Raw genomic sequence first — 20,390 nt, 5'->3', positions numbered from 1 at the left:
TATTAGGCACGCCGCCAGCGTTCGTCCTGAGCCAGGATCAAACTCTCCAAGAAAGTTGATTTAGCTCATAAAAGTTACGTTGGCTAGTGTTTTTGACCGGAGTCAATCACACTATAATTTGTTTATTGTTGACGTTTGTTTGTTTAGTTTTCAAAGAGCAATTTTTCTTTATCGCTCAGAGGCGACTTTATCAATATATCATGCAGTTAGCAATAAGTCAACACTTTTTTATTTTTCAATAAATCATGTTTTACTAAATTCGTTATTGCTCAGCAGCGACGTTTATTAATATACCAAAGGTAAATATTTTCGTCAATACATTTTATAATTTTTTTATCCTCTTTTTGCACGTTTTTGTTTTGAGGGCATGTAGTAAAGGCATTCTTTTGGAGAAGCCAACCGTTTAAATAAGGAAAATAACACTTTATAACGATCTTCCATAGTCTTTTTTACTTGATGATCGATTCGATGATCGTTTAAATCGAATAATATCTCATCCATTTCCCGTTTAATTAAATACCTTATTTCCTGCTCTTCTTTAACTGAGATTAACATACCTAACATCCCAACATTCCTCCAGTAGAAAATATTAATTTTTTGTAGTGTTTTCCATATTTGGATTTTTTATAAGTGAATAATCATATCGATTAATTTTATGCATAGGATAGATTGAGTGATGGGACGAGGTGACGAGGATGAACTTCTTTTTTATCTTAAACGGAAAGACGATTAAACATTTAGTTTTAATAATGGTTGCTGCCTTTTTTACTGCTTTCTTCATGTACATGGAAAATATTTTTCATCTTGCCGTTTTCACAGCTAAAGATGGGCCAAAAGCAATTTATAAAGGCGAAAAAGATGTAGCCATGAGTTTTAACATTGGATGGGGTGATGAAAAAGCAGAGCCAATTCTTGACACTTTGAAAAAGGAAAATGTTAAGGCCGCAACCTTCTTCCTGTCAGGTTCATGGGCTGAAAGACATCCTGACATCGTGGATAGAATTGTTAAGGAAGGCTACGAAGTTGGAATATTAGGCTATTCATACCAGAATTACTCCGAATTAGAAGATGCAAAGATTCGTAAAGACCTGTTATTAGCTCAAGAGGCTTTTAAAAAGTTAAATGTAAAAGGAATAGAACTTGTTAGGGCTCCGACGGGACATTTTGATCAGAGGTCATTAAAAATTGCCACACAGTATGGGTATACTTTTGTTCATTGGAGTATCGATTCGAAGGATTGGACCAATCCAGGTGTGGATGAAATTTTGAAAAACGTAGCTAGAGCCAAAAATGGTGACATCATTTTACTTCACGCATCTGATTCGGCCAAACAAACAGCTAAAGCTTTGCCGGAAATTATTAATGAATTACGAGGTAAAGGTCTTAAATTTGTTTCAATTTCCGAAATGATTGCAAATGGAACAACCGAGTCTACAGAAATTAATTAATAACAAAAGCGGCTAACAAATTTAGCCGCTTTTATTGTTTAGAAAGTACCTTCTAAATTTTAAGATTTCCCTTTTATAGTTTTCACTCAAAGGTTGCACCACGTAGCTTGTTGGAGCTATATTTTCCATGTGACCTACTCAAACATAGCATCAATGAGTCGTATTGGAGCTATATTTTCCATGTAGCTATTTCAAACGTAGTTTCAATTAGCCACGGGAGCTCGCTCTTAAAGATATGGAAATTGATGAATGCATACAACAGGAAAGTTATCAGGCCACACATTGATAAAATAAAAAATGCCGAGAAAAACATCTTTTCTCGACATTCTGAGCGGCTCATAAACTTAGCCGCTTTCTTTGTTTTTAGACCTTATGCGCTTGTTTTCTTTGTATTTCTGATGCTTCATTTAACTTTTGAAGCACTAATAACTGATAAGCATTACACACAAGCAACGGAATGAGCATTAAATATAACCAGCTATGCTCATTCACCCGTAATACCGGCATCCATTCAATAATTGTAATGACTACCATAAAAAACAACGCAGGAATAAAAGCTTCTTTATTCGTAAGCCTCGCTTTTTGCCATGCAAATATTAGACCGACGATTAAGACAAACACTGCTAGTGCAATATAGGAAAAATAACTTTCTCCTTTTTCTGCAAAAAAAGTGTAGCGAAGATATACTAAATCAAATAACACGAATACTGTTAAAATGATTTGGACCCCGTTCCATAATTTAGAACTCCGAAACATACCTAGTCCAAATCGGTGAACCGTTAAGTATGCGAAAAAACCCATCTGACTAACTAAACTAAAAATAAAGCCGATTCCAATTAACCAGAAAAATACAGATAATATTTCTAAAATGTCAAAATTTGCAAAGGACGGTTCAAACTTCTCCCACTGTACAACAAAACCCACTACCCCTGTTGTCACAGCACCTATGAGTAAGGTTGAAAAAAATAACTTGACCAAATTACGGCTATTCACGGTTCTTCCCCCAATAAAAATGATTAGTACGTTGTAAACTACATCATATTACTATTTTATTTGAAAAATAATTATGTCTCTAATGATTGTACCAACCAAATTTTGAAAAATCTAGATATTCAACTCTAAATGAATAATAATTGCCCATACTTCTCATCCTATATGTATGAATTGTTTTGTGAAGGGGGCCTTCTTATGTTGAAAAAATCAAACTTGCTCCTCCCATTTTGCTTTTTCTTTATTATTTCTGGCTGCGCTGAATCAGAGGCTCAAGGTGGACAACTGGATTATGAAGAAACCAAGAAAATGGTCGTAGATATTTTAAAGACGGATGATGGAAAAAAGGCCATTCAAGAAGTGCTCACTGATGAAAAGATTAAACAACAATTAATCATGGATCAAACAGTCGTTAAGGAAGTAATTGAACAAACATTAACCTCAGATAAAGGCATGGAGTTTTGGAAAAAAGCCTACGAAGATCCTAAGTTCGCAGAGGGTATGGCCAAAAGCATGAAGTCCGAAAATGAAATTTTATTAAAAAATATGATGAACGATCCCGAATACCGCGGAAAATTAGTGGAGTTAATGAAGGACCCTGAGCTTCAAAAAGAAGTTCAAGATACACTAAAAAGCACCGAATACAGGGAACATTTACAAAAGATAGTTAGCGAAACCTTTGAGAGCCCTCTATTTAAGGCCAAGATTCAGGATCTTCTCTTAAAAGCAGCCGATGAAGTAAAAACAGGAAAAAAAAGTGATAGTGCAAGCGGAGCATAATAAAATCAGTTAAAAGCAAAAGACAGCCCTCGGAAAGGCTGTCTTATTTATTAGCTTAATTCTCAAGCGTTTCAACAATCTTCTTCGCTATATCAAGATAAATTTTACCAAGCTTATGATCTTCTTGATAAATGGATGGAGCAAAATCTTCTTCGTTCCAATCAGGCTGACCAAGTGGAAGCTGGCCTAGAACCTTCGTTTGAAGCTCCTCAGCAAGCTTATCGCCGCCGCCACGGCCGAAGATATATTCCTTTTCACCAGTCTTTTCACTTTCGAAATAAGACATATTTTCAACGACACCAATTACTTCATGATCTGTTTTGATTGCCATTGCACCTGCACGCGCTGCAACAAATGCTGCAGTTGGATGTGGAGTCGTAACAATTACCTCTTTACACGCCGGTAACATTTGATGCACATCTAAAGCCACATCACCTGTACCAGGAGGTAAATCGAGCAATAAATAATCTAATTCGCCCCAGTTAACTTCATTAAAGAAGCTATTTAGCATTTTACCAAGCATTGGCCCACGCCATATAATCGGAGCATTGTCTTCTACAAAGAAACCCATAGAAATAACCTTTACACCAAACCGGTCAACTGGCATGATTTTTTCATTTTGCACAGCTGGACGTGTGGTAATTCCCATCATGTCAGGAACACTAAATCCGTAAATATCTGCATCCACTAAACCGACTTTTTTCCCTAAACGAGCTAAGGAAACAGCAAGATTGACGGAAACGGTTGATTTTCCAACTCCGCCCTTACCACTGGCGATAGCGATAAAGGTTGTTTTACTATTTGGAGAAAGCAATCCTTCTTCCTCTGGAGCTAATTCGGAACGGAACTTTTCTAACACTTCTTCTGGAAGCTCAGCAAAACGTAAACCTACTGTGTTTGCACCTTCCTGCTTTAACAAGGAAACGATTTCTGATTGAAGCTGAAGCTGTTCAGCTGTACCGGTTTTAGCGATAGCAACCTTAACGCTGACATGTGCTTTTTCTTCATTAATTTTCACTTCCTGAATCGCGTTAACTTCCTCAAGCGTTTTATGTAAAAATGGTTCCTTTAATCCGTTAAGAAGTTCGATAACTTTTGCTTCTGTCAACATCATATTACACCCACCTTATGTATTCGTTTCCAATTCATAATATACCAAAAATCAAAAAAAGAACAGTTATCTGTATCACACTTTACAATACCCATGACTTGTTTTGAAAATTATATGGCAAAAGAAAAAGAAGGCTCTCCACCTTCTAGTCTGCTTCTTTTAATTCTTTTTCAATCGTAAAATAACGAATTATTCCTTTGTAAATTGACGCAGCTACTTTTTCTTGATATCGTTCCTCTTTTAAATTCCTTCGTTCGTTAGGGTTTGATAAAAATCCAATCTCTACTAGCGCACCTGGTTTTTTAGCATGCTTTAATATATATACATGATGGATTGACTTCGCCTTCCGGTCCGTGTTTTCAAGATTTTTACGTAATTCATCTTGGATAAACTTTGCCGCACGTTGATTCTCTTGCTTCTGCGGAGCATAAAAAGTTTGTGCACCACTCCAACGTGGTGACGGAATTGAGTTTAAATGAACACTGACAAATAAATCAGCTTCTGACTCATTAATCATTTTTAATCGAGCTTTTAAATCCTCGACTTTGCGGCGGCTGTAACCCCTTGTATCTATGTCCGCTAAATCGCGGTCGGTTTCCCGAGTCATCATGACAAGTGCACCCTGCGACTGTAAATAGTCCCGCAGTTTTAACGACACATCCAGAGCAATATCTTTTTCAAGTGCCGTTCTATTTCCTGCCCCGCCATCAGGACCTCCATGACCAGGGTCAATTAAAATGATTTTACCGCTCAAAGGAAGGTTCCATGATTTCCAGGAATCATCTTCTCTAAAATCATATTGTAAAATAAAAAACAAGATCATCAGCCCGAGGGCAAATCCACTGATTTTTAATTTCCGTCTCATGTGCTCAGCTACTCCCTCCTGCCCGTCCTCATAATTCACTATATGGGACAAGTGAGAGCTTTAGAACATGAAACCTTGCTTGATTATTTTAATGGAGTCGGAGTTTATGGCGCCTTTCTCCTTTTTGAAAACCTTCACACCACCAGGAATCAACATACTGCTCACACATATAAAATAATGACTCGCTATGGATTCCCTCATCCATCATGCCGTGACCCCAATACAATATGAAATTATATAAGGTGTCAGTTAAATGCTTTCTTTCTTCATCACAACGGACCTGTACTTGGCGCAATTGTTCACCATAATAACCAAAACGGCTCATCCTTGCTCCAAGCAAATAGGCTTCAATCGCTACATCATAACAAGCTTCTTCCATTCCAGATTTCATCAACACGCTCGAGGCAATTCGCGATGAACCGAAATGATTTTTTACACTGTTTTTTAACATTTGTATTGATAAGTCACGCAATACTGTCCGTTCATATTTTATTTGCTTTTCACGTTGCTTTTCAGTAAATGTTGTTATCAAGGTCATTTTTATTTACACCCCTTTGAAAGTAGTCTTATCCTTCTTTCAAGAGAAATACAAACTTTTCAAAGCTTTATCTTTCCAATTTTAATGGGAAAAATAAGAATATTTGACTGCCTTGAATATGTAATTGATTTCCGTTCCAGGCGCTTCGCTTTCCGCGGGGTGGGCGGTGAGCCTCCTCGGCGCAAGGCGCCTGCGGGGTCTCACCTGTCCCACTGCTCCCGCAGGAGTCTTCGCGCCTTCCACTCCAATCAATACAAGGAAAAAACAAACTTTCACCTTAAATAACAAAAAAACTCCAGCACAATGACTGGAGTTTGATTTGTATTGATAATTAACGTTTTGAGAACTGAGGTGCACGACGAGCGCCTTTAAGACCGTATTTTTTACGTTCTTTCATACGAGCGTCACGAGTTAATAGGCCTGCACGCTTTAATGGTGCACGGAATTCTGGATCAGCTTGAAGTAACGCACGAGCGATACCGTGGCGGATTGCGCCAGCTTGACCAGTGTAACCTCCACCTTTAACGTTTACAAGCACATCGTAGCTACCTAAAGTTTCAGTAGCGTTTAATGGTTGTTTAACCACTTCACGTAATGCTTCGAATGGGATGTAATCTGTGATTTCACGATCGTTGATTGTGATTGTACCGTTACCTGGAACTAAACGTACACGGGCAACAGAGCTTTTACGACGACCAGTACCGATATATTGAACTTGTGCCAAGTTAATAACCTCCTCTTAAAATTATCCGCGAAGTGTGTAAACTTCTGGTTTTTGTGCTTGTTGTTGGTGCTCGCTACCAGCATAAACGTGTAATTTCTTGAACATTTGACGTCCAAGAGAATTCTTTGGAAGCATGCCTTTAATAGCAAGTTCTAACATTTGCTCAGGGTAGTTTGTACGCATTTCAAGCGCTGTTCTTTGTTTTAATCCACCTGGGTGGTTAGTGTGACGATAGTAAATTTTATCAGTTAATTTTTTACCAGTAAGTTCGATCTTAGCTGCATTGATGATAATAACATGATCACCAGTGTCAACATGTGGTGTAAAAGTTGGTTTATTTTTTCCACGTAAAATTGATGCTACTTCACTTGCAAGGCGACCTAAAGTTTGACCTTCAGCATCAATTACGTACCATTTACGTTCAATATTGTTTGAATTAGCCATAAACGTTGTACGCATGAATTTCCCTCCTAAATAATCTAATCAGATTGTCCATATATTATTTTTACACAAATTGCTCTTCCGGGGCTCATTGTGGGGTTAATATACATACCGTTTAATATAATAACTTGTTGACGGCAAAATGTCAACACCAGGAATAGTTGCCTTACTAAAAAATGATGAATAAATATTTTTCTTTTATTGAAATCCACTCAGTTACTAATAAAAAACTTCCCATAAGAATAATCCATGGGCTGGAGCGGTTTTTCCGGCCTTTGTTCGGTCTTTGCTTGACAAAATTAGCGGAATCGAAGCTGCATCGCGTTCGCAAGCGCCAACCTCTAATAGCGTCCCAACTAAAATCCGAACCATATTATATAAAAAGCCGTTACCGACAAAGCGGAACACAAGCATTCCATTCACCTCAACCAGCTCAATCTTGTGAATGGTTCTTACGCGATCTTCTACCTCAGTTTTGGCTGAACAAAAACTTGTAAAATCATGAGTACCGAGTAGATGTTTTGTGGCAGAAACCATTTTATCAATATCTAAAGGATACTTAAATTGGTAAGCGAAATGATGCTGAAATGGATCGCGAATTTGGGATAAATGAATATAATAGCGGTATTCCTTAGCAACTACATCAAACCTAGCATGAAAATCATTAGGAACCTCGTCTGTTTTCATTACCGAAATATCGTCGGGCAGCAAAGCATTTAAGGCAATTGTCCACTTTTCTGTCGGTATCTTAAGTGGTGAGTCGAAATGAATGACCTGTCCTTTAGCATGGACACCCGCATCCGTTCTCCCTGACGCAAAAATCCGGACATGCTCCCCTTTATGTATCTTTTCGAGAACAGCCTCAATTTCACTCTGCACGGTGCGCTTGTTTGGTTGAATTTGATAGCCTGAAAAGGCGGTGCCAACATAAGCAATGACACATTTATAACGTTGCATGATCATACCTCATTATGCTCTTAAGAAATATAACACCACTGCCATTAGTCCGAGGATAAGCAGCATAACTGTATCAACAAAGCCCCATTTTAATAATCGATACTTTGTTCTACCCTCTCCACCTCGGTAACCTCTGGCCTCCATTGCAATCGCTAATTCCTCTGCCCGTTTAAACGAGCTAACAAACAATGGAATTAACAAAGGAACAATAGCTTTAACACTATCTTTGATTGGTCCGCTTGTAAATTCGACACCACGGGCAATTTGCGCCTTCATGATTTTATCCGTTTCCCCCATCAACGTTGGAATAAACCTGAGCGAAATTGACATCATCAGGGCCAATTCATGTACTGGAAATTTCACTTTCTTTAATGGACCTAACAGAGTTTCAAGTCCATCCGTAATTTCAATTGGTGTCGTTGTCAATGTTAATAACGAGGTCATTAAAATTAATAGGAAAAATCTCATCGAAATAAAAATGCCTTGCTGAACGCCATTTTCATATACTGTTACAGGACCCATCTCAAATAATATGTCCCCACCTTTTGTAAGAAAAAGATGAAGCACAAGCGTAAAAACAATCAACCACAGCACCGGCTTTAACCCGCCGTATAAAAATCGAACCGAAATCTTTGAGCTTGCAACCATCAACAACGTATAAGCCGTCAAAATACCGTAGGTGATAGGATTATTTGCAATAAACACTATGCAAACAAACAAAAACACTAACGTCAGCTTTGAACGTGGATCCATACGATGAATAATTGAATCGGATGGAACATACCGACCTAAAATCATCTTATCCATCATGATGAAATCCCCCTTTTTAAAGAGGTAGCAATTGCTTCAGTTAACTCTTCCATCGATAAATAAGGCTTTGGCAATTTAATGTTGAAACGTTGCTCAAATTTTTGTTGAAAACGGATGACTTCAGGTACATCCAAGCCTAACTCAATCAAACCTTCTGGTGAAGAGAATATTTCCTCTGGTGTCCCCTGCCGATAGACCTCACCTTTATGCATCACAAATATTCGATCAGCATAACGTGCTGCGTCCTCCATGCTATGGGTCACGACTATTGTTGACAAGGACTGTTCACAATGAAGCTGATAAAACATCTCCATAATTTCTTTGCGTCCCCTTGGGTCTAAACCGGCGGTTGGTTCGTCCAAAACGATTACATTAGGCTCCATCGCTAGTACGCCTGCAATAGCGACTCGACGCATTTGCCCACCCGATAAATCAAATGGCGAACGCTGTAATATCGATTCATCCAGGCCAACTTGGCGAATGGCAGCTTTTGTACGAGCTTTAGCCACTGATTCAGACACACCAAAGTTCATCGGTCCGAAGCAAATATCCTTTTCAACAGTTTCCTCAAACAGCTGATGCTCTGGAAACTGAAAGACAATGCCTACTTTTTGCCGAACAGCCTTAAGATTCTTTTCCTTTTTATTCCCGCTGATCAGTCGGTCACCAATTTTCACAGTCCCTTTAGATGGTAATAATAAGGCATTAAGATGCTGCAACACGGTCGATTTCCCAGAGCCGGTGTGGCCGATGATGGCAATAAAGGAACCTGAGGGAATCTCTATCGATACATTATGAATGGCAAGGCGCTCAAACGGTGTTCCCTGCTGGTAACGATACTCTACTTGTTGGAGTGAAATGTCCATAATTCGTTCACCAACTCTTCTTCTGATAAAAAGCTTTTTGTAAGCGGAAAGCCTTGGTTTCTTAGTTGTTTGCCAAGCTTTACAGGGAAGGGAATATCCAGTCCTAGCTGAATTAATTCCTCATCAAGCGAAAAAATTTGCTCTGGAGTACCTTCCCTATGCAGCATTCCGTTATTCATGACAATGATCCGATCAGCTTTAGCAGCTTCTTCCAAATCATGGGTAATCGATATTACTGTTATATTCCTATCCTTTTTTAAGTCACGAACAGTTTGCAACACTTCTTCCCGACCTCTAGGGTCAAGCATGGATGTTGCTTCATCTAAAATAATAATCGCTGGTTGTAGAGCTAAAACGCTTGCAATGGCAACACGTTGTTTTTGACCACCCGATAGATGGTGCGGCTCTTGATCAAGAAACGAACCCATATTTACTTTTTGCAAGGAATCCGGAATTCTTTCAAGCATTACCTCACGGGAAATCCCCATATTTTCTAAACCAAAAGCCACATCATCCTCCACAGTTGTTCCTACAAACTGGTTATCAGGATTTTGAAAAACCATACCGATTTGCTTTCGAACATCCCAGACTGTTGCCTCTGATAATACTAACCCACGAACAGTCACACTACCTGACTGTGGAAATTGTAAGCCATTTAAAATTTTCGCAAGCGTGGATTTGCCAGATCCATTATGGCCAACAATCGCCAACCATTCACCTTCGTTTACCTCGAACGAAACATTGTTCAATGCAAAGCTTTCCTGTGTATCATATTGAAAGCAAATATTATCTATTTTCACAAGTGGATTACGCATCAATGTCTCCCCCTATCTCGGCCTCAGCTCAGCTATCTCATCTAAAAATAGTTCATGGAAAATAAAAAAAAGCCTGCACCTCAACCTATACGAAGACATACGTTTGCTTTCGTATTTTGCATTCCCAAACGGGAAATCAGGAAGAGGTGCTTGAGCTAAACAAGACATGAATAGAGACTAAAAGTATTATTGTAACAATACACTATCTCTAAGGCATATCATGCTTATCATAGCGCTCAGTATGGGCTCACTTCAGTCGTGGTATGCTATACGTAACAATATAGCATTTCCTTTTAGAGAAAAAGGGCAAAGAACAAGTTTGTATGTAAACTGTCCTCGCCCTTGTTGTTAGTTGGAAAATATTAAACTAACTCGATGATGACCATTGGTGCACCGTCACCGCGGCGTGGTCCAAGCTTCATGATACGAGTGTAGCCACCTTGACGCTCTTCATAACGTGGAGCGATGTCAGCGAAAAGTTTTTGAAGCGCATCTTGATTCGTTTCAGCGTTTGCAACTTCGTTACGAATGTATGCAGCAGCTTGACGACGAGCGTGTAAATCTCCGCGCTTACCAAGAGTAATCATTTTTTCAACTGTTGAACGAAGTTCTTTCGCACGAGTTTCAGTTGTTTCAATACGCTCATTAATGATTAGATCAGTAGTTAAATCTCTAAGCATTGCTTTACGTTGAGCGCTTGTACGTCCTAACTTTCTGTAAGCCATGAAAGTTTCCCTCCTTTGTTGAAGTGTTCTTCTCTATTTAAAAGTAAACATAATGAAAGGTTCTGGACTAGTCATCCTTACGTAAGCCTAAGCCTAATTCCTCTAATTTTGCTTTTACTTCCTCAAGAGATTTTCTACCTAAATTACGAACCTTCATCATATCTTCTTCAGTCTTATTAGCTAATTCCTGAACAGTATTGATTCCAGCACGCTTTAAGCAATTATACGAACGAACAGAAAGATCAAGTTCTTCAATAGTCATTTCTAGAACTTTTTCTTTTTGGTCTTCTTCTTTTTCAACCATAATTTCAGCATTTTGAGCTTCGTCAGTTAAACCAACAAAAATATTCAAATGCTCAGTCAAAATTTTCGCACCTAAAGCAATTGCTTCTTTAGGTCCTGTGCTTCCATCTGTCCAAACATCAAATGTTAACTTATCATAGTTTGTCATTTGACCAACACGAGTATTTTCCACTTGGTAAGATACACGTGATACTGGTGTATAGATGGAGTCGATCGGAATAACACCAATTGGCTGGTCTTCTCGTTTATTTTGATCTGCGGGAGTATAACCGCGACCACGTCTAGCGGTTAAACGCATGCGAAAATGACCATTTGAACCAAGTGTAGCAATGTGAAGATCAGGATTTAGTATCTCTACATCACTATCATGTGTTACATCTGCAGCCGTTACCACACCTTCACCCTTAACATCAATTTCTAACGTCTTTTCTTCATCTGAATAGATTTTAAGAGCTAGCTTTTTAATATTAAGAATAATGGACGATACATCTTCAACGACGCCTTCAATCGTAGAAAATTCATGTAGCACACCATCGATTTGAATCGATGTGACAGCTGCACCTGGGAGTGAGGATAAAAGGATACGACGTAAGGAGTTACCCAAAGTTGTACCATATCCACGCTCAAGTGGTTCTACGACGAACTTCCCGTATTTGGCATCATCGTTGATCTCAACCGTTTCGATTTTTGGTTTTTCTATTTCGATCATCAAATATACCCTCCTTCAAAACGTCGAAACCCCGGTTAATCATTTAACCGAAATTCCCCCTGCATACGATCCCGTTTGTGCACAACAACTGGATTAATCATTCTGTATGAACGCATAAAATTAGTATCATAACCCATTATAGACGCATGATACAAAATCTATACAGAAAAAATTATACGCGGCGACGTTTTGGCGGACGACATCCGTTATGTGGAACTGGAGTTACGTCTTTGATAGCAGTAACTTCAAGACCAGCAGCTTGAAGAGCACGGATTGCAGCTTCACGTCCTGCGCCAGGTCCTTTTACTGTTACTTCAAGAGTTTTCATACCGTGTTCCATTGATGTTTTAGCTGCTGTTTCAGCGGCCATTTGTGCAGCGAATGGAGTAGATTTACGAGAACCTTTAAATCCAAGCGCACCAGCACTTGACCAAGAAATTGCATTTCCGTGTGGGTCAGTAATTGTTACAATCGTATTGTTGAAAGTTGAACGAATGTGAGCAACTCCAGATTCAATATTCTTTTTCACACGACGTTTACGTGTATTAGTTTTACGAGCCATTTAAATGAGTACCTCCTTTACTTATTATTTTTTCTTGTTCGCTACAGTCTTACGAGGACCTTTACGAGTACGTGCATTGTTCTTCGTATTTTGTCCGCGAACTGGTAAGCCACGACGGTGACGAAGACCACGATAAGAACCGATTTCCATTAAACGTTTGATATTTAATGAAACTTCACGGCGAAGGTCACCTTCAACCTTTAATTTATCGATGATATCACGGATTTTATTTAGTTCATCTTCTGTTAAATCACGTACACGAGTATCTTCAGAAACACCTGCTTCAGCAAGAATTTTTTGAGCAGTTGGTCTACCAATACCGAAAATGTAAGTTAATGAGATTACAATGCGCTTTTCGCGCGGTACATCCACACCAGCAATACGTGCCATTCGTTCAGCACCTCCTTCATATTAGCCTTGTTTTTGTTTGTGTTTTGGGTTTTCGCAGATAACCATAACTTTACCGCGTCTGCGAATAACTTTACACTTTTCACAGATTGGTTTAACAGATGGTCTTACTTTCATTATTCTAACCTCCTTGATAGTACGGAGTGCAAAGGACTATTTAAAGCGATACGTGATTCTTCCGCGAGTTAGATCGTACGGTGAAAGCTCTACAGTAACTTTATCTCCTGGTAAAATACGAATAAAGTGCATACGAATTTTCCCAGAAACATGAGCTAACACAGAATGACCATTTTCTAATTCTACCTTAAACATGGCATTTGGCAAAGTTTCAACAACTGTACCTTCGACTTCAATAACATCATCTTTCGCCATCAAACTGTCTCCTTTCTTTATTCAAGTACGTATTTCTTCACAAACTGTATAGAAAGACAAGACCGAATTTTTGATATACTCGAGTCAGCCTGCATATGTGAACCTAGCATTACGCTATGGTTAAAATTTCGTAACCTGTTTCTGTGATCGCAATGGTATGCTCGAAATGAGCACACATACACCCATCAACTGTTACAACCGTCCAGTCATCCGCCAAAGTCTTGACATATCGACTTCCAGCATTCACCATCGGTTCAATTGCAAGTACCATGCCCGGCTTTAATCGGGGTCCTTTATTAGGTGGACCATAATGAGGAATTTGCGGATCCTCATGTAAGTCTTGCCCTACTCCATGCCCGACATACTCGCGTACAATCGAAAAACCGTTTGCCTCAACATACGTTTGAATCGCATGAGAGATGTTTGATAGGCGTTCACCAGGCTTAGCTTCCTTAAGGCCGACAAAAAGCGATTCTTCCGTAACTTCTAACAGACGTTTCGTCTCCTCTGCAATTTCGCCGACTGGGTAAGTCCAAGCTGAATCTCCATGATAACCATTGTATTTTGCACCAATGTCAATGCTGATGACATCGCCATTGTTCAATACACGGTCACCAGGTATTCCGTGAACTAATTCATCGTTGACAGAAGCACAGATGCTGCCACGAAACCCATTATACCCTTTAAAAGATGGAATTGCACCCTGTTTTAGGATAAACTGTTCGGCAATAACATCTAATTCCTTCGTTGTAATCCCCGGACGAATGTGTTTTTTCAGTTCCTCATGAGTGAGTGCGACTATCCGTCCTGCTTCGCGCATAATCTCTATTTCACGCGGGGTTTTACAAATGATCATTATTTTAAGCCCCCAAGTAGCTCTCTGATATCAGCGAATACGATATTAATATCACGCTGACCATCGATGTTACGTAAGTACCCTTTAGATTCGTAGAAATCTAATAAAGGCTGAGCTTGTTGCATATTTACTTCTAAGCGATTTTGAACAGTATCGGCATTATCGTCTGCACGTTGGTACAACTCACCACCACAGCGATCACATTTACCCTCTTGTGCTGGTGGATTGAACACTAAATGATAAGTTGCTCCGCAAGCTTTACAAATGCGGCGACCTGTTAAACGCTCCATAAGGATTCTGTGATCGACATCGATATTAATACAATAGTCGATTTTTTTGTCTAGTTGAGTAAGGATATCTTCGAGTGCTTCAGCTTGTGGTACAGTTCTAGGAAATCCATCAAGTAGAAAACCTTTCTTACAATCATCTTTACTTAAACGCTCACGGACGATTCCGATTGTTACTTCATCAGGAACTAGCGCACCTTGATCCATAAAAGCTTTTGCTTGTAAGCCAAGTTCTGTACCCTCTTTCATCGCTGCACGGAACATATCTCCAGTAGAGATATGAGGAATGCCGTATTGATCGACAATTTGCTCGGCTTGTGTACCTTTTCCTGCACCAGGAAGACCCATTAATACTAAGTTCACCGTTATTCCCCCTCATCTAGACGGTTTTAGGGAACCCCTAAGTCCCTAAAACCAATTTATTTACTTTGTTTAATAAAACCTTTATAGTGACGGTTTACAAGTTGGGATTCAAGCTGTTTCATCGTATCAAGTGCAACCCCGACAACAATGAGAAGACTTGTTCCACCAATTTGTGCCGATTGTGGTAGATCTGCGAATTTCACAAAAAATACAGGCAAAATTGCAATTGCCGCAAGGAATAGTGATCCAATCAAAGTAAGACGATACAATACCCTTGTTAAATATTCTTGTGTGCTTCTTCCAGGACGAATTCCTGGAATATATCCACCTTGTTTTTTCAAATTCTCTGCTACCTGTTCAGGATTAACCTGAATGAAGGCATAGAAATAGGTAAAGGCCATGATTAAAGCGACATAAATAATCATACCTACTGGATTTTTATAGTCAAACGTCTTTTGAATCCAAAGTGTAACATCGTTTGGACCAAAGAATGACGCAATTGTTGGTGGAGTTATGATAAACGAAATCGCAAAGATAACTGGAATTACTCCAGCCGCATTAACCTTTAAAGGCATATGCGTCGCACCGCCAGAAGGGCGTCCATCAACCATTCGTTTAGCATACTGAATCGGAATCTTACGTAATGCCTGATTGACAAATATTACACCAACAATAACTGCTATAACAGCTAACACAATTAACAATACCGTAAGAATACGGATAAATAATTGTTCGCCTGCATCTTCAAATTGCTGCGCATAAATTTGATTGACAGTATTTGGGATTCCAGCAACAATACCAGCAAAGATGATAATCGAAATTCCGTTCCCCACACCTTTAGCCGTAATTTGCTCACCTAACCACATTAAAAATGAAGTTCCGGCAGTAAGTACGGTTGCGATTAGCAAATAGGTTCCGATTCCCGGATTTTGAATAAGCATCCCAGAGGCCATGTTATTAAATCCAATTGACATTCCAATCGCTTGGATAAAACCAAGTACGATTGTGAAATACCGAGTGAACTGAGCTAATTTGCGTCGGCCCACTTCACCTTGTTTTGACCACTCAGTGAATTTTGGGACAACATCCATTTGGAGTAACTGAATAATAATCGATGCGGTGATATAAGGCATAATCCCCATTGCAAAAATGGAGAAATTCTTTAACGCACCGCCACCAAATATATTCAATACTCCAAAAACGCCTAACTCATCTTGTGCTCGTAATAATTCTGCATTAATACTTGGGACAGGTACAAAGGTCCCAATACGAAATACAATCAGCATTAAGAGGGTGAAGATAATTTTATTTCTAATATCACCCACGCGCATAAAATTGGAGATTGAACGGAACATTAGATCACCTCAGTTGTTCCACCGGCAGCTTCAATAGCTTCTTTCGCAGCAGAGGAAAATTTGTGTGCTTTCACTGTAAGTTTTTTCTCTACACTTCCATTAGCAAGAACCTTGATTCCTGCCTTCTCACTGCTAATAATTCCTGTTTCAAGAAGAAGTTCTGGAGTAACTTCTGTACCTTCTTCAAAACGGTTAAGTACATCAAGATTTACAATCGCGTATTCTTTACGGTTGATGTTTGTAAAACCACGCTTTGGTAAACGACGGAATAATGGTGTTTGACCACCCTCAAAGCCAAGACGAACACCGCCACCAGAACGTGCGTTTTGTCCTTTATGACCTTTTCCAGCAGTTTTCCCTTGACCAGAACCGATACCACGACCTAAACGTTTACGTTCTTTGCGGGATCCTTCTGCAGGTTTTAATTCATGAAGTTTCATTTGGGCACCTCCTTATAGGTAAAAAGAATCAAATTATTGTTCTTTTACAGTAATAAGGTGAGCAACTTTTTTAATCATACCGCGGATAGCGGGATTATCTTGCTGCTCAACCGTTTGGTTAACCTTACGTAAACCAAGAGCTTTAACAGTTTCGCGTTGGTCCTGTGGACGACCAATAAGACTGCGAGTGAGGGTAATTTGTAATTTGTTAGCCATTTGTTTTCCCTCCTTATCCTAACAGTTCTTCTACTGATTTTCCGCGTAACTTCGCTACTTCCTCAGCACGTTTTAATTGTTTTAAACCATCGATTGTAGCACGAACCATGTTAATTGGTGTGTTTGTTCCTAAAGATTTAGAAAGGATATCCGCAACACCAGCTAATTCAAGCACAGCACGAACAGGTCCACCAGCGATAACCCCAGTACCTTCAGAAGCAGGTTTTAAAAGGATTTCTCCAGCACCAAAATGTCCGATAACTTGATGTGGAATAGTTGTGCCCACCATTGGTACTTCAATAAGATTTTTCTTAGCATCTTCAATTGCTTTACGAATTGCATCAGGTACTTCTTGAGCTTTACCAGTACCGAAACCAACATTACCGTTTTTATCTCCAACAACTACAAGTGCAGAGAAACGGAAACGACGTCCACCTTTAACAACCTTCGCAACACGGTTAACCGTAACTACGCGCTCTTCAAGTTCAAGTTTGTTTGGATCAATACGACGCATCTGTCTTTTTCCCTCCTTTGTCTATTAAAATTCTAAGCCGTTTTCACGTGCCGCATCAGCTAATGCTTTAATGCGTCCATGATAGAGGTATCCGCCACGGTCGAATACAATGGTAGCAATTCCTTTTTCAACAGCACGTTTAGCAACTAATTCTCCGACCTTTTGCGCTGCCTCAAAATTACTAGTTGATTCTAAACCGAAGTCTTTTTCCATTGTAGAAGCACTAGCTAAAGTAACTCCATTCACGTCATCGATAATTTGCGCATAAATGTGTTTGTTTGAACGGAACACATTTAAACGTGGACGTGCCGCAGTACCGCTAAGTTTCGCACGAACACGAGCGTGTCTTTTCTTGCGAGTAGCGTTTTTATCAAGCTTCGTAATCATTTACGTCACTCCTTTCGTTTGCTTATGCAGCATTACTTACCTGTTTTACCTTCTTTACGACGCACAAATTCACCTTCGTAACGAATTCCTTTGCCTTTATATGGCTCTGGTGGACGAACTCCACGAATATTAGCTGCTAAAGCGCCGACGCGTTCTTTATCTGCACCTTTAACAGAAATTTTAGTGTTTGCTGGTACTTCGATTTCAAGACCTTCTTCAGGCTCGATCTCAACTGGGTGAGAGTATCCAACGTTAAGGATTAATTTTTTACCTTGCTTTTGAGCACGGTATCCAACCCCGATTAATTCAAGGTTTCTTTCAAATCCTTTTGAAACTCCCTCAACCATATTAGCGATAACTGCGCGAGTTGTTCCGTGCAATGCGCGGTGTTCTTTCACGTCAGATGGACGAGAAACGTTAATTACGTTCTCTTCAATGCTAATTGTAATATCAGGGTTAAACGTACGAGATAATTCTCCTTTTGGACCCTTTACAGTTACGTGACCATTGTTAGCAGTAACTGTAACGCCAGCAGGGATTTCGATTGGTTTTTTACCTACGCGAGACATTTGGTGCACCTCCATTCATTAAAAAACTTAATTACCAAATATATGCTAAAATTTCTCCGCCAACTTGCTTAGCACGAGCTTCTTTATCAGTTACAACACCTTGAGAAGTTGATACAAGAGCGATTCCTAATCCGTTAAGAACACGAGGAACTTCATTTGATTTTGCATATACACGAAGTCCAGGTTTACTGATTCTTTTTAGACCAGTGATAACACGCTCGTTGCTTGAACCGTACTTTAAGAAGATACGGATGATACCTTGTTTGTTATCTTCGATATATTCAACATCACGAACGAAACCTTCGCGCTTTAAAATTTCAGCGATTTCTTTTTTGATATTAGAAGCAGGAACTTCTAGCTTCTCGTGACGTACCATATTCGCATTACGAATGCGAGTAAGCATATCTGCAATTGGATCTGTCATGACCATTTGATTTTACCTCCTTCCCAACTTCTAGTTTTACCAGCTTGCTTTTTTGACACCAGGAATTTGTCCTTTGTATGCTAATTCACGGAAACAAATACGGCAAAGCTTAAATTTGCGGTATACAGAGTGTGGACGTCCACAACGCTCGCAGCGTGTATACTCTTGTACCTTGTGTTTAGGCGTGCGTTTTTGTTTCGCAATCATTGATTTTTTAGCCACGTTTTCGCCTCCCTCATTTAGAGATTACTTTTGGAATGGCATTCCGAACTGAACTAAAAGCTCACGAGCTTCTTCGTCAGTATTTGCCGTCGTAACGATAACGATATCCATACCACGTACTTTGCTTACTTTATCGTAATCAATCTCAGGGAAGATAAGCTGTTCCTTAACACCTAATGTGTAGTTTCCACGACCATCAAAAGCCTTTTTAGAAACACCACGGAAGTCACGAACGCGCGGAAGAGAAACTGATACTAATTTATCAAGAAACTCATACATACGCTCACCACGAAGTGTAACTTTTGCTCCGATCGGCATTCCTTCACGAAGACGGAAACCAGCGATTGACTTTTTAGCGCGAGTTACTACTGGTTTTTGACCAGTGATTTGTGTTAACTCTTCAACTGCACTATCAAGTGCTTTTGCGTTTGCAACAGCATCACCAACACCCATGTTGATAACGATTTTTTCAAGCTTAGGTACTTCCATTACTGAATTATAGTTAAACTTGCTCATAAGAGCAGGGCTAATTTCACTTACAAATTTATCTTTTAGGCGGTTCATTATGTGTACCTCCCTTCACTTATAGACTATTTATCAAGAACTTCACCGGATTTTACTGCTACACGTACTTTTTTGCCGTCAACCGTTTTATAACCTACACGAGTTGGTGTACCTGTTTTAGGGTCGATAGGCATAACGTTTGATACATGAATAGGTGCCTCTTGGCTAATGATTCCGCCTTGCGGGTTAATTTGAGAAGGTTTCGCATGTTTCTTTACGATGTTTACACCTTCAACTAATACGCGGCTTTGCTTTGGAAATGCCGCTAAAATCACACCCGTTTTGCCTTTATCCTTACCAGAGATGACCATAACTTTGTCACCTTTTTTCACATGCATCTGTGCGCACCTCCTTAAAGGCCAATTTGAATTTCAATTTATAATACTTCTGGAGCTAAAGAAACAATTTTCATAAAGTTATTGTCACGTAGTTCACGTGCAACTGGTCCAAAGATACGAGTTCCACGAGGACTCTTATCATCTTTGATAATCACACATGCGTTTTCATCGAAACGAATGTAAGTACCGTCATTACGACGAGCACCGCTCTTTGTACGTACGACAACTGCTTTAACAACGTCACCTTTTTTAACAACGCCACCTGGTGTTGCTTGTTTCACAGTACAAACAATAATATCACCGATGTTAGCTGTTTTACGACCGGAACCGCCAAGGACTTTAATTGTAAGTACTTCACGTGCACCAGAGTTGTCAGCAACTTTTAAACGAGTTTCCTGTTGGATCATGCGTGTAACCTCCCTTCGGAATAA

32 protein-coding genes are annotated in these 20,390 nt (G+C 39.5%); 2 read left to right on the top strand and 30 right to left on the bottom strand.

Annotated features, from left to right (window positions below):
* Positions 1-333: 333 nt before the first annotated feature.
* Positions 334-564, bottom strand: a complete 231-nt coding sequence (locus tag HHO41_RS19210) for a hypothetical protein (protein WP_169101724.1) — start codon at positions 562-564, stop codon at positions 334-336.
* A 131-nt stretch (positions 565-695) separates the two neighbouring features.
* Between HHO41_RS19210 and pdaB the strand changes: the two genes are divergently transcribed.
* Positions 696-1,448 carry a polysaccharide deacetylase family sporulation protein PdaB gene (gene pdaB / locus HHO41_RS19205; protein ID WP_169101722.1) on the top strand — a complete coding sequence of 251 codons (753 nt, stop codon included), beginning with the start codon at positions 696-698 and terminating at the stop codon, positions 1,446-1,448.
* A gap of 363 nt (positions 1,449-1,811) precedes the next feature.
* Here pdaB and HHO41_RS19200 read toward each other — a convergent pair whose 3' ends face one another.
* Positions 1,812-2,441 carry a KinB-signaling pathway activation protein gene (locus HHO41_RS19200; protein WP_169101720.1) on the bottom strand — a complete coding sequence of 210 codons (630 nt, stop codon included), beginning with the start codon at positions 2,439-2,441 and terminating at the stop codon, positions 1,812-1,814.
* A gap of 195 nt (positions 2,442-2,636) precedes the next feature.
* Here HHO41_RS19200 and gerD point away from each other — a divergent pair, with 195 nt between their 5' ends.
* The gene (gene gerD, locus HHO41_RS19195) at positions 2,637-3,218 is read left to right on the top strand and encodes a spore germination lipoprotein GerD (RefSeq protein WP_169101718.1); all 582 of its coding nucleotides are present in this window, start codon (positions 2,637-2,639) and stop codon (positions 3,216-3,218) included.
* Positions 3,219-3,273: 55 nt separating this feature from the next.
* Here gerD and HHO41_RS19190 read toward each other — a convergent pair whose 3' ends face one another.
* From HHO41_RS19190 to rplN, 28 genes are all read right to left on the bottom strand, one after another.
* Entirely contained in the window at positions 3,274-4,329 is a 1,056-nt protein-coding gene (locus HHO41_RS19190) for an Mrp/NBP35 family ATP-binding protein (RefSeq protein WP_169101726.1), read from the bottom strand.
* 145 nt (positions 4,330-4,474) lie between these two features.
* Positions 4,475-5,194 carry an N-acetylmuramoyl-L-alanine amidase CwlD gene (gene cwlD / locus HHO41_RS19185; protein ID WP_169101716.1) on the bottom strand — a complete coding sequence of 240 codons (720 nt, stop codon included), beginning with the start codon at positions 5,192-5,194 and terminating at the stop codon, positions 4,475-4,477.
* Positions 5,195-5,282: 88 nt separating this feature from the next.
* Complete coding sequence (locus tag HHO41_RS19180) at positions 5,283-5,732, bottom strand: YbaK family protein (protein ID WP_169101714.1); 450 nt, start codon at positions 5,730-5,732, stop codon at positions 5,283-5,285.
* A gap of 331 nt (positions 5,733-6,063) precedes the next feature.
* On the bottom strand, positions 6,064-6,456 hold the full coding sequence (rpsI, locus tag HHO41_RS19175; RefSeq protein ID WP_169101712.1) for a 30S ribosomal protein S9: 393 nt from the start codon (positions 6,454-6,456) through the stop codon (positions 6,064-6,066).
* A gap of 21 nt (positions 6,457-6,477) precedes the next feature.
* Positions 6,478-6,915 carry a 50S ribosomal protein L13 gene (rplM, locus tag HHO41_RS19170; RefSeq protein WP_169101710.1) on the bottom strand — a complete coding sequence of 146 codons (438 nt, stop codon included), beginning with the start codon at positions 6,913-6,915 and terminating at the stop codon, positions 6,478-6,480.
* Between the two features lie 201 nt (positions 6,916-7,116).
* Complete coding sequence (gene truA / locus HHO41_RS19165) at positions 7,117-7,854, bottom strand: tRNA pseudouridine(38-40) synthase TruA (protein ID WP_169101708.1); 738 nt, start codon at positions 7,852-7,854, stop codon at positions 7,117-7,119.
* 12 nt (positions 7,855-7,866) lie between these two features.
* On the bottom strand, positions 7,867-8,664 hold the full coding sequence (locus tag HHO41_RS19160) for an energy-coupling factor transporter transmembrane component T family protein (RefSeq protein ID WP_169101706.1): 798 nt from the start codon (positions 8,662-8,664) through the stop codon (positions 7,867-7,869).
* A complete protein-coding gene (locus HHO41_RS19155) occupies positions 8,661-9,530 on the bottom strand; it encodes an energy-coupling factor ABC transporter ATP-binding protein (RefSeq protein WP_169101704.1) in 870 nt (289 codons plus the stop codon). Before HHO41_RS19155 ends, HHO41_RS19160 begins: the two co-directional genes overlap by 4 nt.
* Positions 9,506-10,345 carry an energy-coupling factor ABC transporter ATP-binding protein gene (locus HHO41_RS19150; RefSeq protein ID WP_169101702.1) on the bottom strand — a complete coding sequence of 280 codons (840 nt, stop codon included), beginning with the start codon at positions 10,343-10,345 and terminating at the stop codon, positions 9,506-9,508. Before HHO41_RS19150 ends, HHO41_RS19155 begins: the two co-directional genes overlap by 25 nt.
* 362 nt (positions 10,346-10,707) lie before the next feature.
* Positions 10,708-11,070, bottom strand: a complete 363-nt coding sequence (rplQ, locus tag HHO41_RS19145) for a 50S ribosomal protein L17 (RefSeq protein ID WP_147535664.1) — start codon at positions 11,068-11,070, stop codon at positions 10,708-10,710.
* 67 nt (positions 11,071-11,137) lie between these two features.
* Positions 11,138-12,082, bottom strand: coding sequence for a DNA-directed RNA polymerase subunit alpha (locus HHO41_RS19140; RefSeq protein ID WP_169101700.1), 945 nt, complete (start codon positions 12,080-12,082; stop codon positions 11,138-11,140).
* Positions 12,083-12,254: 172 nt separating this feature from the next.
* Positions 12,255-12,644 carry a 30S ribosomal protein S11 gene (gene rpsK / locus HHO41_RS19135; RefSeq protein WP_169101697.1) on the bottom strand — a complete coding sequence of 130 codons (390 nt, stop codon included), beginning with the start codon at positions 12,642-12,644 and terminating at the stop codon, positions 12,255-12,257.
* Positions 12,645-12,668: 24 nt separating this feature from the next.
* Positions 12,669-13,034, bottom strand: coding sequence for a 30S ribosomal protein S13 (rpsM, locus tag HHO41_RS19130; protein WP_169101689.1), 366 nt, complete (start codon positions 13,032-13,034; stop codon positions 12,669-12,671).
* A gap of 21 nt (positions 13,035-13,055) precedes the next feature.
* Positions 13,056-13,169, bottom strand: a complete 114-nt coding sequence (gene rpmJ / locus HHO41_RS19125; protein ID WP_000868344.1) for a 50S ribosomal protein L36 — start codon at positions 13,167-13,169, stop codon at positions 13,056-13,058.
* A 36-nt stretch (positions 13,170-13,205) separates the two neighbouring features.
* Complete coding sequence (infA, locus tag HHO41_RS19120) at positions 13,206-13,424, bottom strand: translation initiation factor IF-1 (RefSeq protein WP_096155951.1); 219 nt, start codon at positions 13,422-13,424, stop codon at positions 13,206-13,208.
* Positions 13,425-13,533: 109 nt separating this feature from the next.
* Positions 13,534-14,280 carry a type I methionyl aminopeptidase gene (gene map / locus HHO41_RS19115; RefSeq protein WP_169101687.1) on the bottom strand — a complete coding sequence of 249 codons (747 nt, stop codon included), beginning with the start codon at positions 14,278-14,280 and terminating at the stop codon, positions 13,534-13,536.
* Positions 14,280-14,930: an adenylate kinase gene (locus HHO41_RS19110; RefSeq protein ID WP_169101685.1), complete on the bottom strand. Its 651-nt coding sequence runs from the start codon at positions 14,928-14,930 to the stop codon at positions 14,280-14,282. Before HHO41_RS19110 ends, map begins: the two co-directional genes overlap by 1 nt.
* A 56-nt stretch (positions 14,931-14,986) precedes the next feature.
* Positions 14,987-16,285, bottom strand: coding sequence for a preprotein translocase subunit SecY (secY, locus tag HHO41_RS19105; RefSeq protein WP_169101683.1), 1,299 nt, complete (start codon positions 16,283-16,285; stop codon positions 14,987-14,989).
* A complete protein-coding gene (rplO, locus tag HHO41_RS19100) occupies positions 16,285-16,725 on the bottom strand; it encodes a 50S ribosomal protein L15 (RefSeq protein WP_169101681.1) in 441 nt (146 codons plus the stop codon). The genes secY and rplO overlap by 1 nt, the downstream gene beginning before the upstream one ends.
* A gap of 33 nt (positions 16,726-16,758) precedes the next feature.
* A complete protein-coding gene (gene rpmD / locus HHO41_RS19095; RefSeq protein WP_147535672.1) occupies positions 16,759-16,941 on the bottom strand; it encodes a 50S ribosomal protein L30 in 183 nt (60 codons plus the stop codon).
* A 13-nt stretch (positions 16,942-16,954) separates the two neighbouring features.
* The gene (rpsE, locus tag HHO41_RS19090; RefSeq protein ID WP_169101679.1) at positions 16,955-17,455 is read right to left on the bottom strand and encodes a 30S ribosomal protein S5; all 501 of its coding nucleotides are present in this window, start codon (positions 17,453-17,455) and stop codon (positions 16,955-16,957) included.
* A 24-nt stretch (positions 17,456-17,479) separates the two neighbouring features.
* Positions 17,480-17,842, bottom strand: a complete 363-nt coding sequence (gene rplR / locus HHO41_RS19085) for a 50S ribosomal protein L18 (protein ID WP_169101677.1) — start codon at positions 17,840-17,842, stop codon at positions 17,480-17,482.
* Positions 17,843-17,874: 32 nt separating this feature from the next.
* Positions 17,875-18,411, bottom strand: coding sequence for a 50S ribosomal protein L6 (gene rplF / locus HHO41_RS19080; RefSeq protein WP_169101675.1), 537 nt, complete (start codon positions 18,409-18,411; stop codon positions 17,875-17,877).
* 31 nt (positions 18,412-18,442) lie between these two features.
* Positions 18,443-18,841 carry a 30S ribosomal protein S8 gene (gene rpsH / locus HHO41_RS19075; RefSeq protein WP_169101673.1) on the bottom strand — a complete coding sequence of 133 codons (399 nt, stop codon included), beginning with the start codon at positions 18,839-18,841 and terminating at the stop codon, positions 18,443-18,445.
* A 30-nt stretch (positions 18,842-18,871) separates the two neighbouring features.
* Positions 18,872-19,057, bottom strand: coding sequence for a 30S ribosomal protein S14 (gene rpsN, locus HHO41_RS19070; protein ID WP_009336593.1), 186 nt, complete (start codon positions 19,055-19,057; stop codon positions 18,872-18,874).
* A 24-nt stretch (positions 19,058-19,081) separates the two neighbouring features.
* Positions 19,082-19,621, bottom strand: coding sequence for a 50S ribosomal protein L5 (gene rplE / locus HHO41_RS19065; protein WP_169101671.1), 540 nt, complete (start codon positions 19,619-19,621; stop codon positions 19,082-19,084).
* Positions 19,622-19,647: 26 nt separating this feature from the next.
* On the bottom strand, positions 19,648-19,959 hold the full coding sequence (rplX, locus tag HHO41_RS19060) for a 50S ribosomal protein L24 (protein WP_147535678.1): 312 nt from the start codon (positions 19,957-19,959) through the stop codon (positions 19,648-19,650).
* 38 nt (positions 19,960-19,997) lie between these two features.
* On the bottom strand, positions 19,998-20,366 hold the full coding sequence (gene rplN, locus HHO41_RS19055; protein WP_169101669.1) for a 50S ribosomal protein L14: 369 nt from the start codon (positions 20,364-20,366) through the stop codon (positions 19,998-20,000).
* Positions 20,367-20,390: the final 24 nt, after the last annotated feature.

Origin of the sequence: Bacillus sp. DNRA2 (assembly GCF_012843265.1) — a bacterium.
Classification (GTDB): domain Bacteria; phylum Bacillota; class Bacilli; order Bacillales; family Cytobacillaceae; genus Bacillus_BU.
Note: the sequence above shows the minus strand (reverse complement) of the source record. Positions and strands in the feature narration are given on the sequence as shown.

Excerpts from the sequence above, each read along its gene's own strand:
- rpmD (WP_147535672.1), bottom strand. The coding sequence starts at position 16,941 with ATGGCTAACAAATTACAAATTACCCTCACTCGCAGTCTTATTGGTCGT.
- rplO (WP_169101681.1), bottom strand. The coding sequence starts at position 16,725 with ATGAAACTTCATGAATTAAAACCTGCAGAAGGATCCCGCAAAGAACGT.
- rpsK (WP_169101697.1), bottom strand. The coding sequence starts at position 12,644 with ATGGCTCGTAAAACTAATACACGTAAACGTCGTGTGAAAAAGAATATT.
- rplE (WP_169101671.1), bottom strand. The coding sequence starts at position 19,621 with ATGAACCGCCTAAAAGATAAATTTGTAAGTGAAATTAGCCCTGCTCTT.
- rpsH (WP_169101673.1), bottom strand. The coding sequence starts at position 18,841 with ATGGTCATGACAGATCCAATTGCAGATATGCTTACTCGCATTCGTAAT.
- rplM (WP_169101710.1), bottom strand. The coding sequence starts at position 6,915 with ATGCGTACAACGTTTATGGCTAATTCAAACAATATTGAACGTAAATGG.
- HHO41_RS19155 (WP_169101704.1), bottom strand. The coding sequence starts at position 9,530 with ATGGACATTTCACTCCAACAAGTAGAGTATCGTTACCAGCAGGGAACA.
- HHO41_RS19140 (WP_169101700.1), bottom strand. The coding sequence starts at position 12,082 with ATGATCGAAATAGAAAAACCAAAAATCGAAACGGTTGAGATCAACGAT.
- cwlD (WP_169101716.1), bottom strand. The coding sequence starts at position 5,194 with ATGAGACGGAAATTAAAAATCAGTGGATTTGCCCTCGGGCTGATGATC.
- HHO41_RS19190 (WP_169101726.1), bottom strand. The coding sequence starts at position 4,329 with ATGTTGACAGAAGCAAAAGTTATCGAACTTCTTAACGGATTAAAGGAA.
- HHO41_RS19150 (WP_169101702.1), bottom strand. The coding sequence starts at position 10,345 with ATGCGTAATCCACTTGTGAAAATAGATAATATTTGCTTTCAATATGAT.
- HHO41_RS19160 (WP_169101706.1), bottom strand. The coding sequence starts at position 8,664 with ATGATGGATAAGATGATTTTAGGTCGGTATGTTCCATCCGATTCAATT.
- rplQ (WP_147535664.1), bottom strand. The coding sequence starts at position 11,070 with ATGGCTTACAGAAAGTTAGGACGTACAAGCGCTCAACGTAAAGCAATG.
- HHO41_RS19180 (WP_169101714.1), bottom strand. The coding sequence starts at position 5,732 with ATGACCTTGATAACAACATTTACTGAAAAGCAACGTGAAAAGCAAATA.
- rplX (WP_147535678.1), bottom strand. The coding sequence starts at position 19,959 with ATGCATGTGAAAAAAGGTGACAAAGTTATGGTCATCTCTGGTAAGGAT.
- map (WP_169101687.1), bottom strand. The coding sequence starts at position 14,280 with ATGATCATTTGTAAAACCCCGCGTGAAATAGAGATTATGCGCGAAGCA.
- rpsE (WP_169101679.1), bottom strand. The coding sequence starts at position 17,455 with ATGCGTCGTATTGATCCAAACAAACTTGAACTTGAAGAGCGCGTAGTT.
- rplN (WP_169101669.1), bottom strand. The coding sequence starts at position 20,366 with ATGATCCAACAGGAAACTCGTTTAAAAGTTGCTGACAACTCTGGTGCA.
- HHO41_RS19210 (WP_169101724.1), bottom strand. The coding sequence starts at position 564 with ATGTTAGGTATGTTAATCTCAGTTAAAGAAGAGCAGGAAATAAGGTAT.
- rpsM (WP_169101689.1), bottom strand. The coding sequence starts at position 13,034 with ATGGCACGTATTGCTGGTGTGGATGTACCGCGCGAAAAGCGCATTGTA.
- rplR (WP_169101677.1), bottom strand. The coding sequence starts at position 17,842 with ATGATTACGAAGCTTGATAAAAACGCTACTCGCAAGAAAAGACACGCT.
- rpmJ (WP_000868344.1), bottom strand. The coding sequence starts at position 13,169 with ATGAAAGTAAGACCATCTGTTAAACCAATCTGTGAAAAGTGTAAAGTT.
- truA (WP_169101708.1), bottom strand. The coding sequence starts at position 7,854 with ATGCAACGTTATAAATGTGTCATTGCTTATGTTGGCACCGCCTTTTCA.
- rplF (WP_169101675.1), bottom strand. The coding sequence starts at position 18,411 with ATGTCTCGCGTAGGTAAAAAACCAATCGAAATCCCTGCTGGCGTTACA.
- pdaB (WP_169101722.1), top strand. The coding sequence starts at position 696 with ATGAACTTCTTTTTTATCTTAAACGGAAAGACGATTAAACATTTAGTT.
- infA (WP_096155951.1), bottom strand. The coding sequence starts at position 13,424 with ATGGCGAAAGATGATGTTATTGAAGTCGAAGGTACAGTTGTTGAAACT.
- secY (WP_169101683.1), bottom strand. The coding sequence starts at position 16,285 with ATGTTCCGTTCAATCTCCAATTTTATGCGCGTGGGTGATATTAGAAAT.
- gerD (WP_169101718.1), top strand. The coding sequence starts at position 2,637 with ATGTTGAAAAAATCAAACTTGCTCCTCCCATTTTGCTTTTTCTTTATT.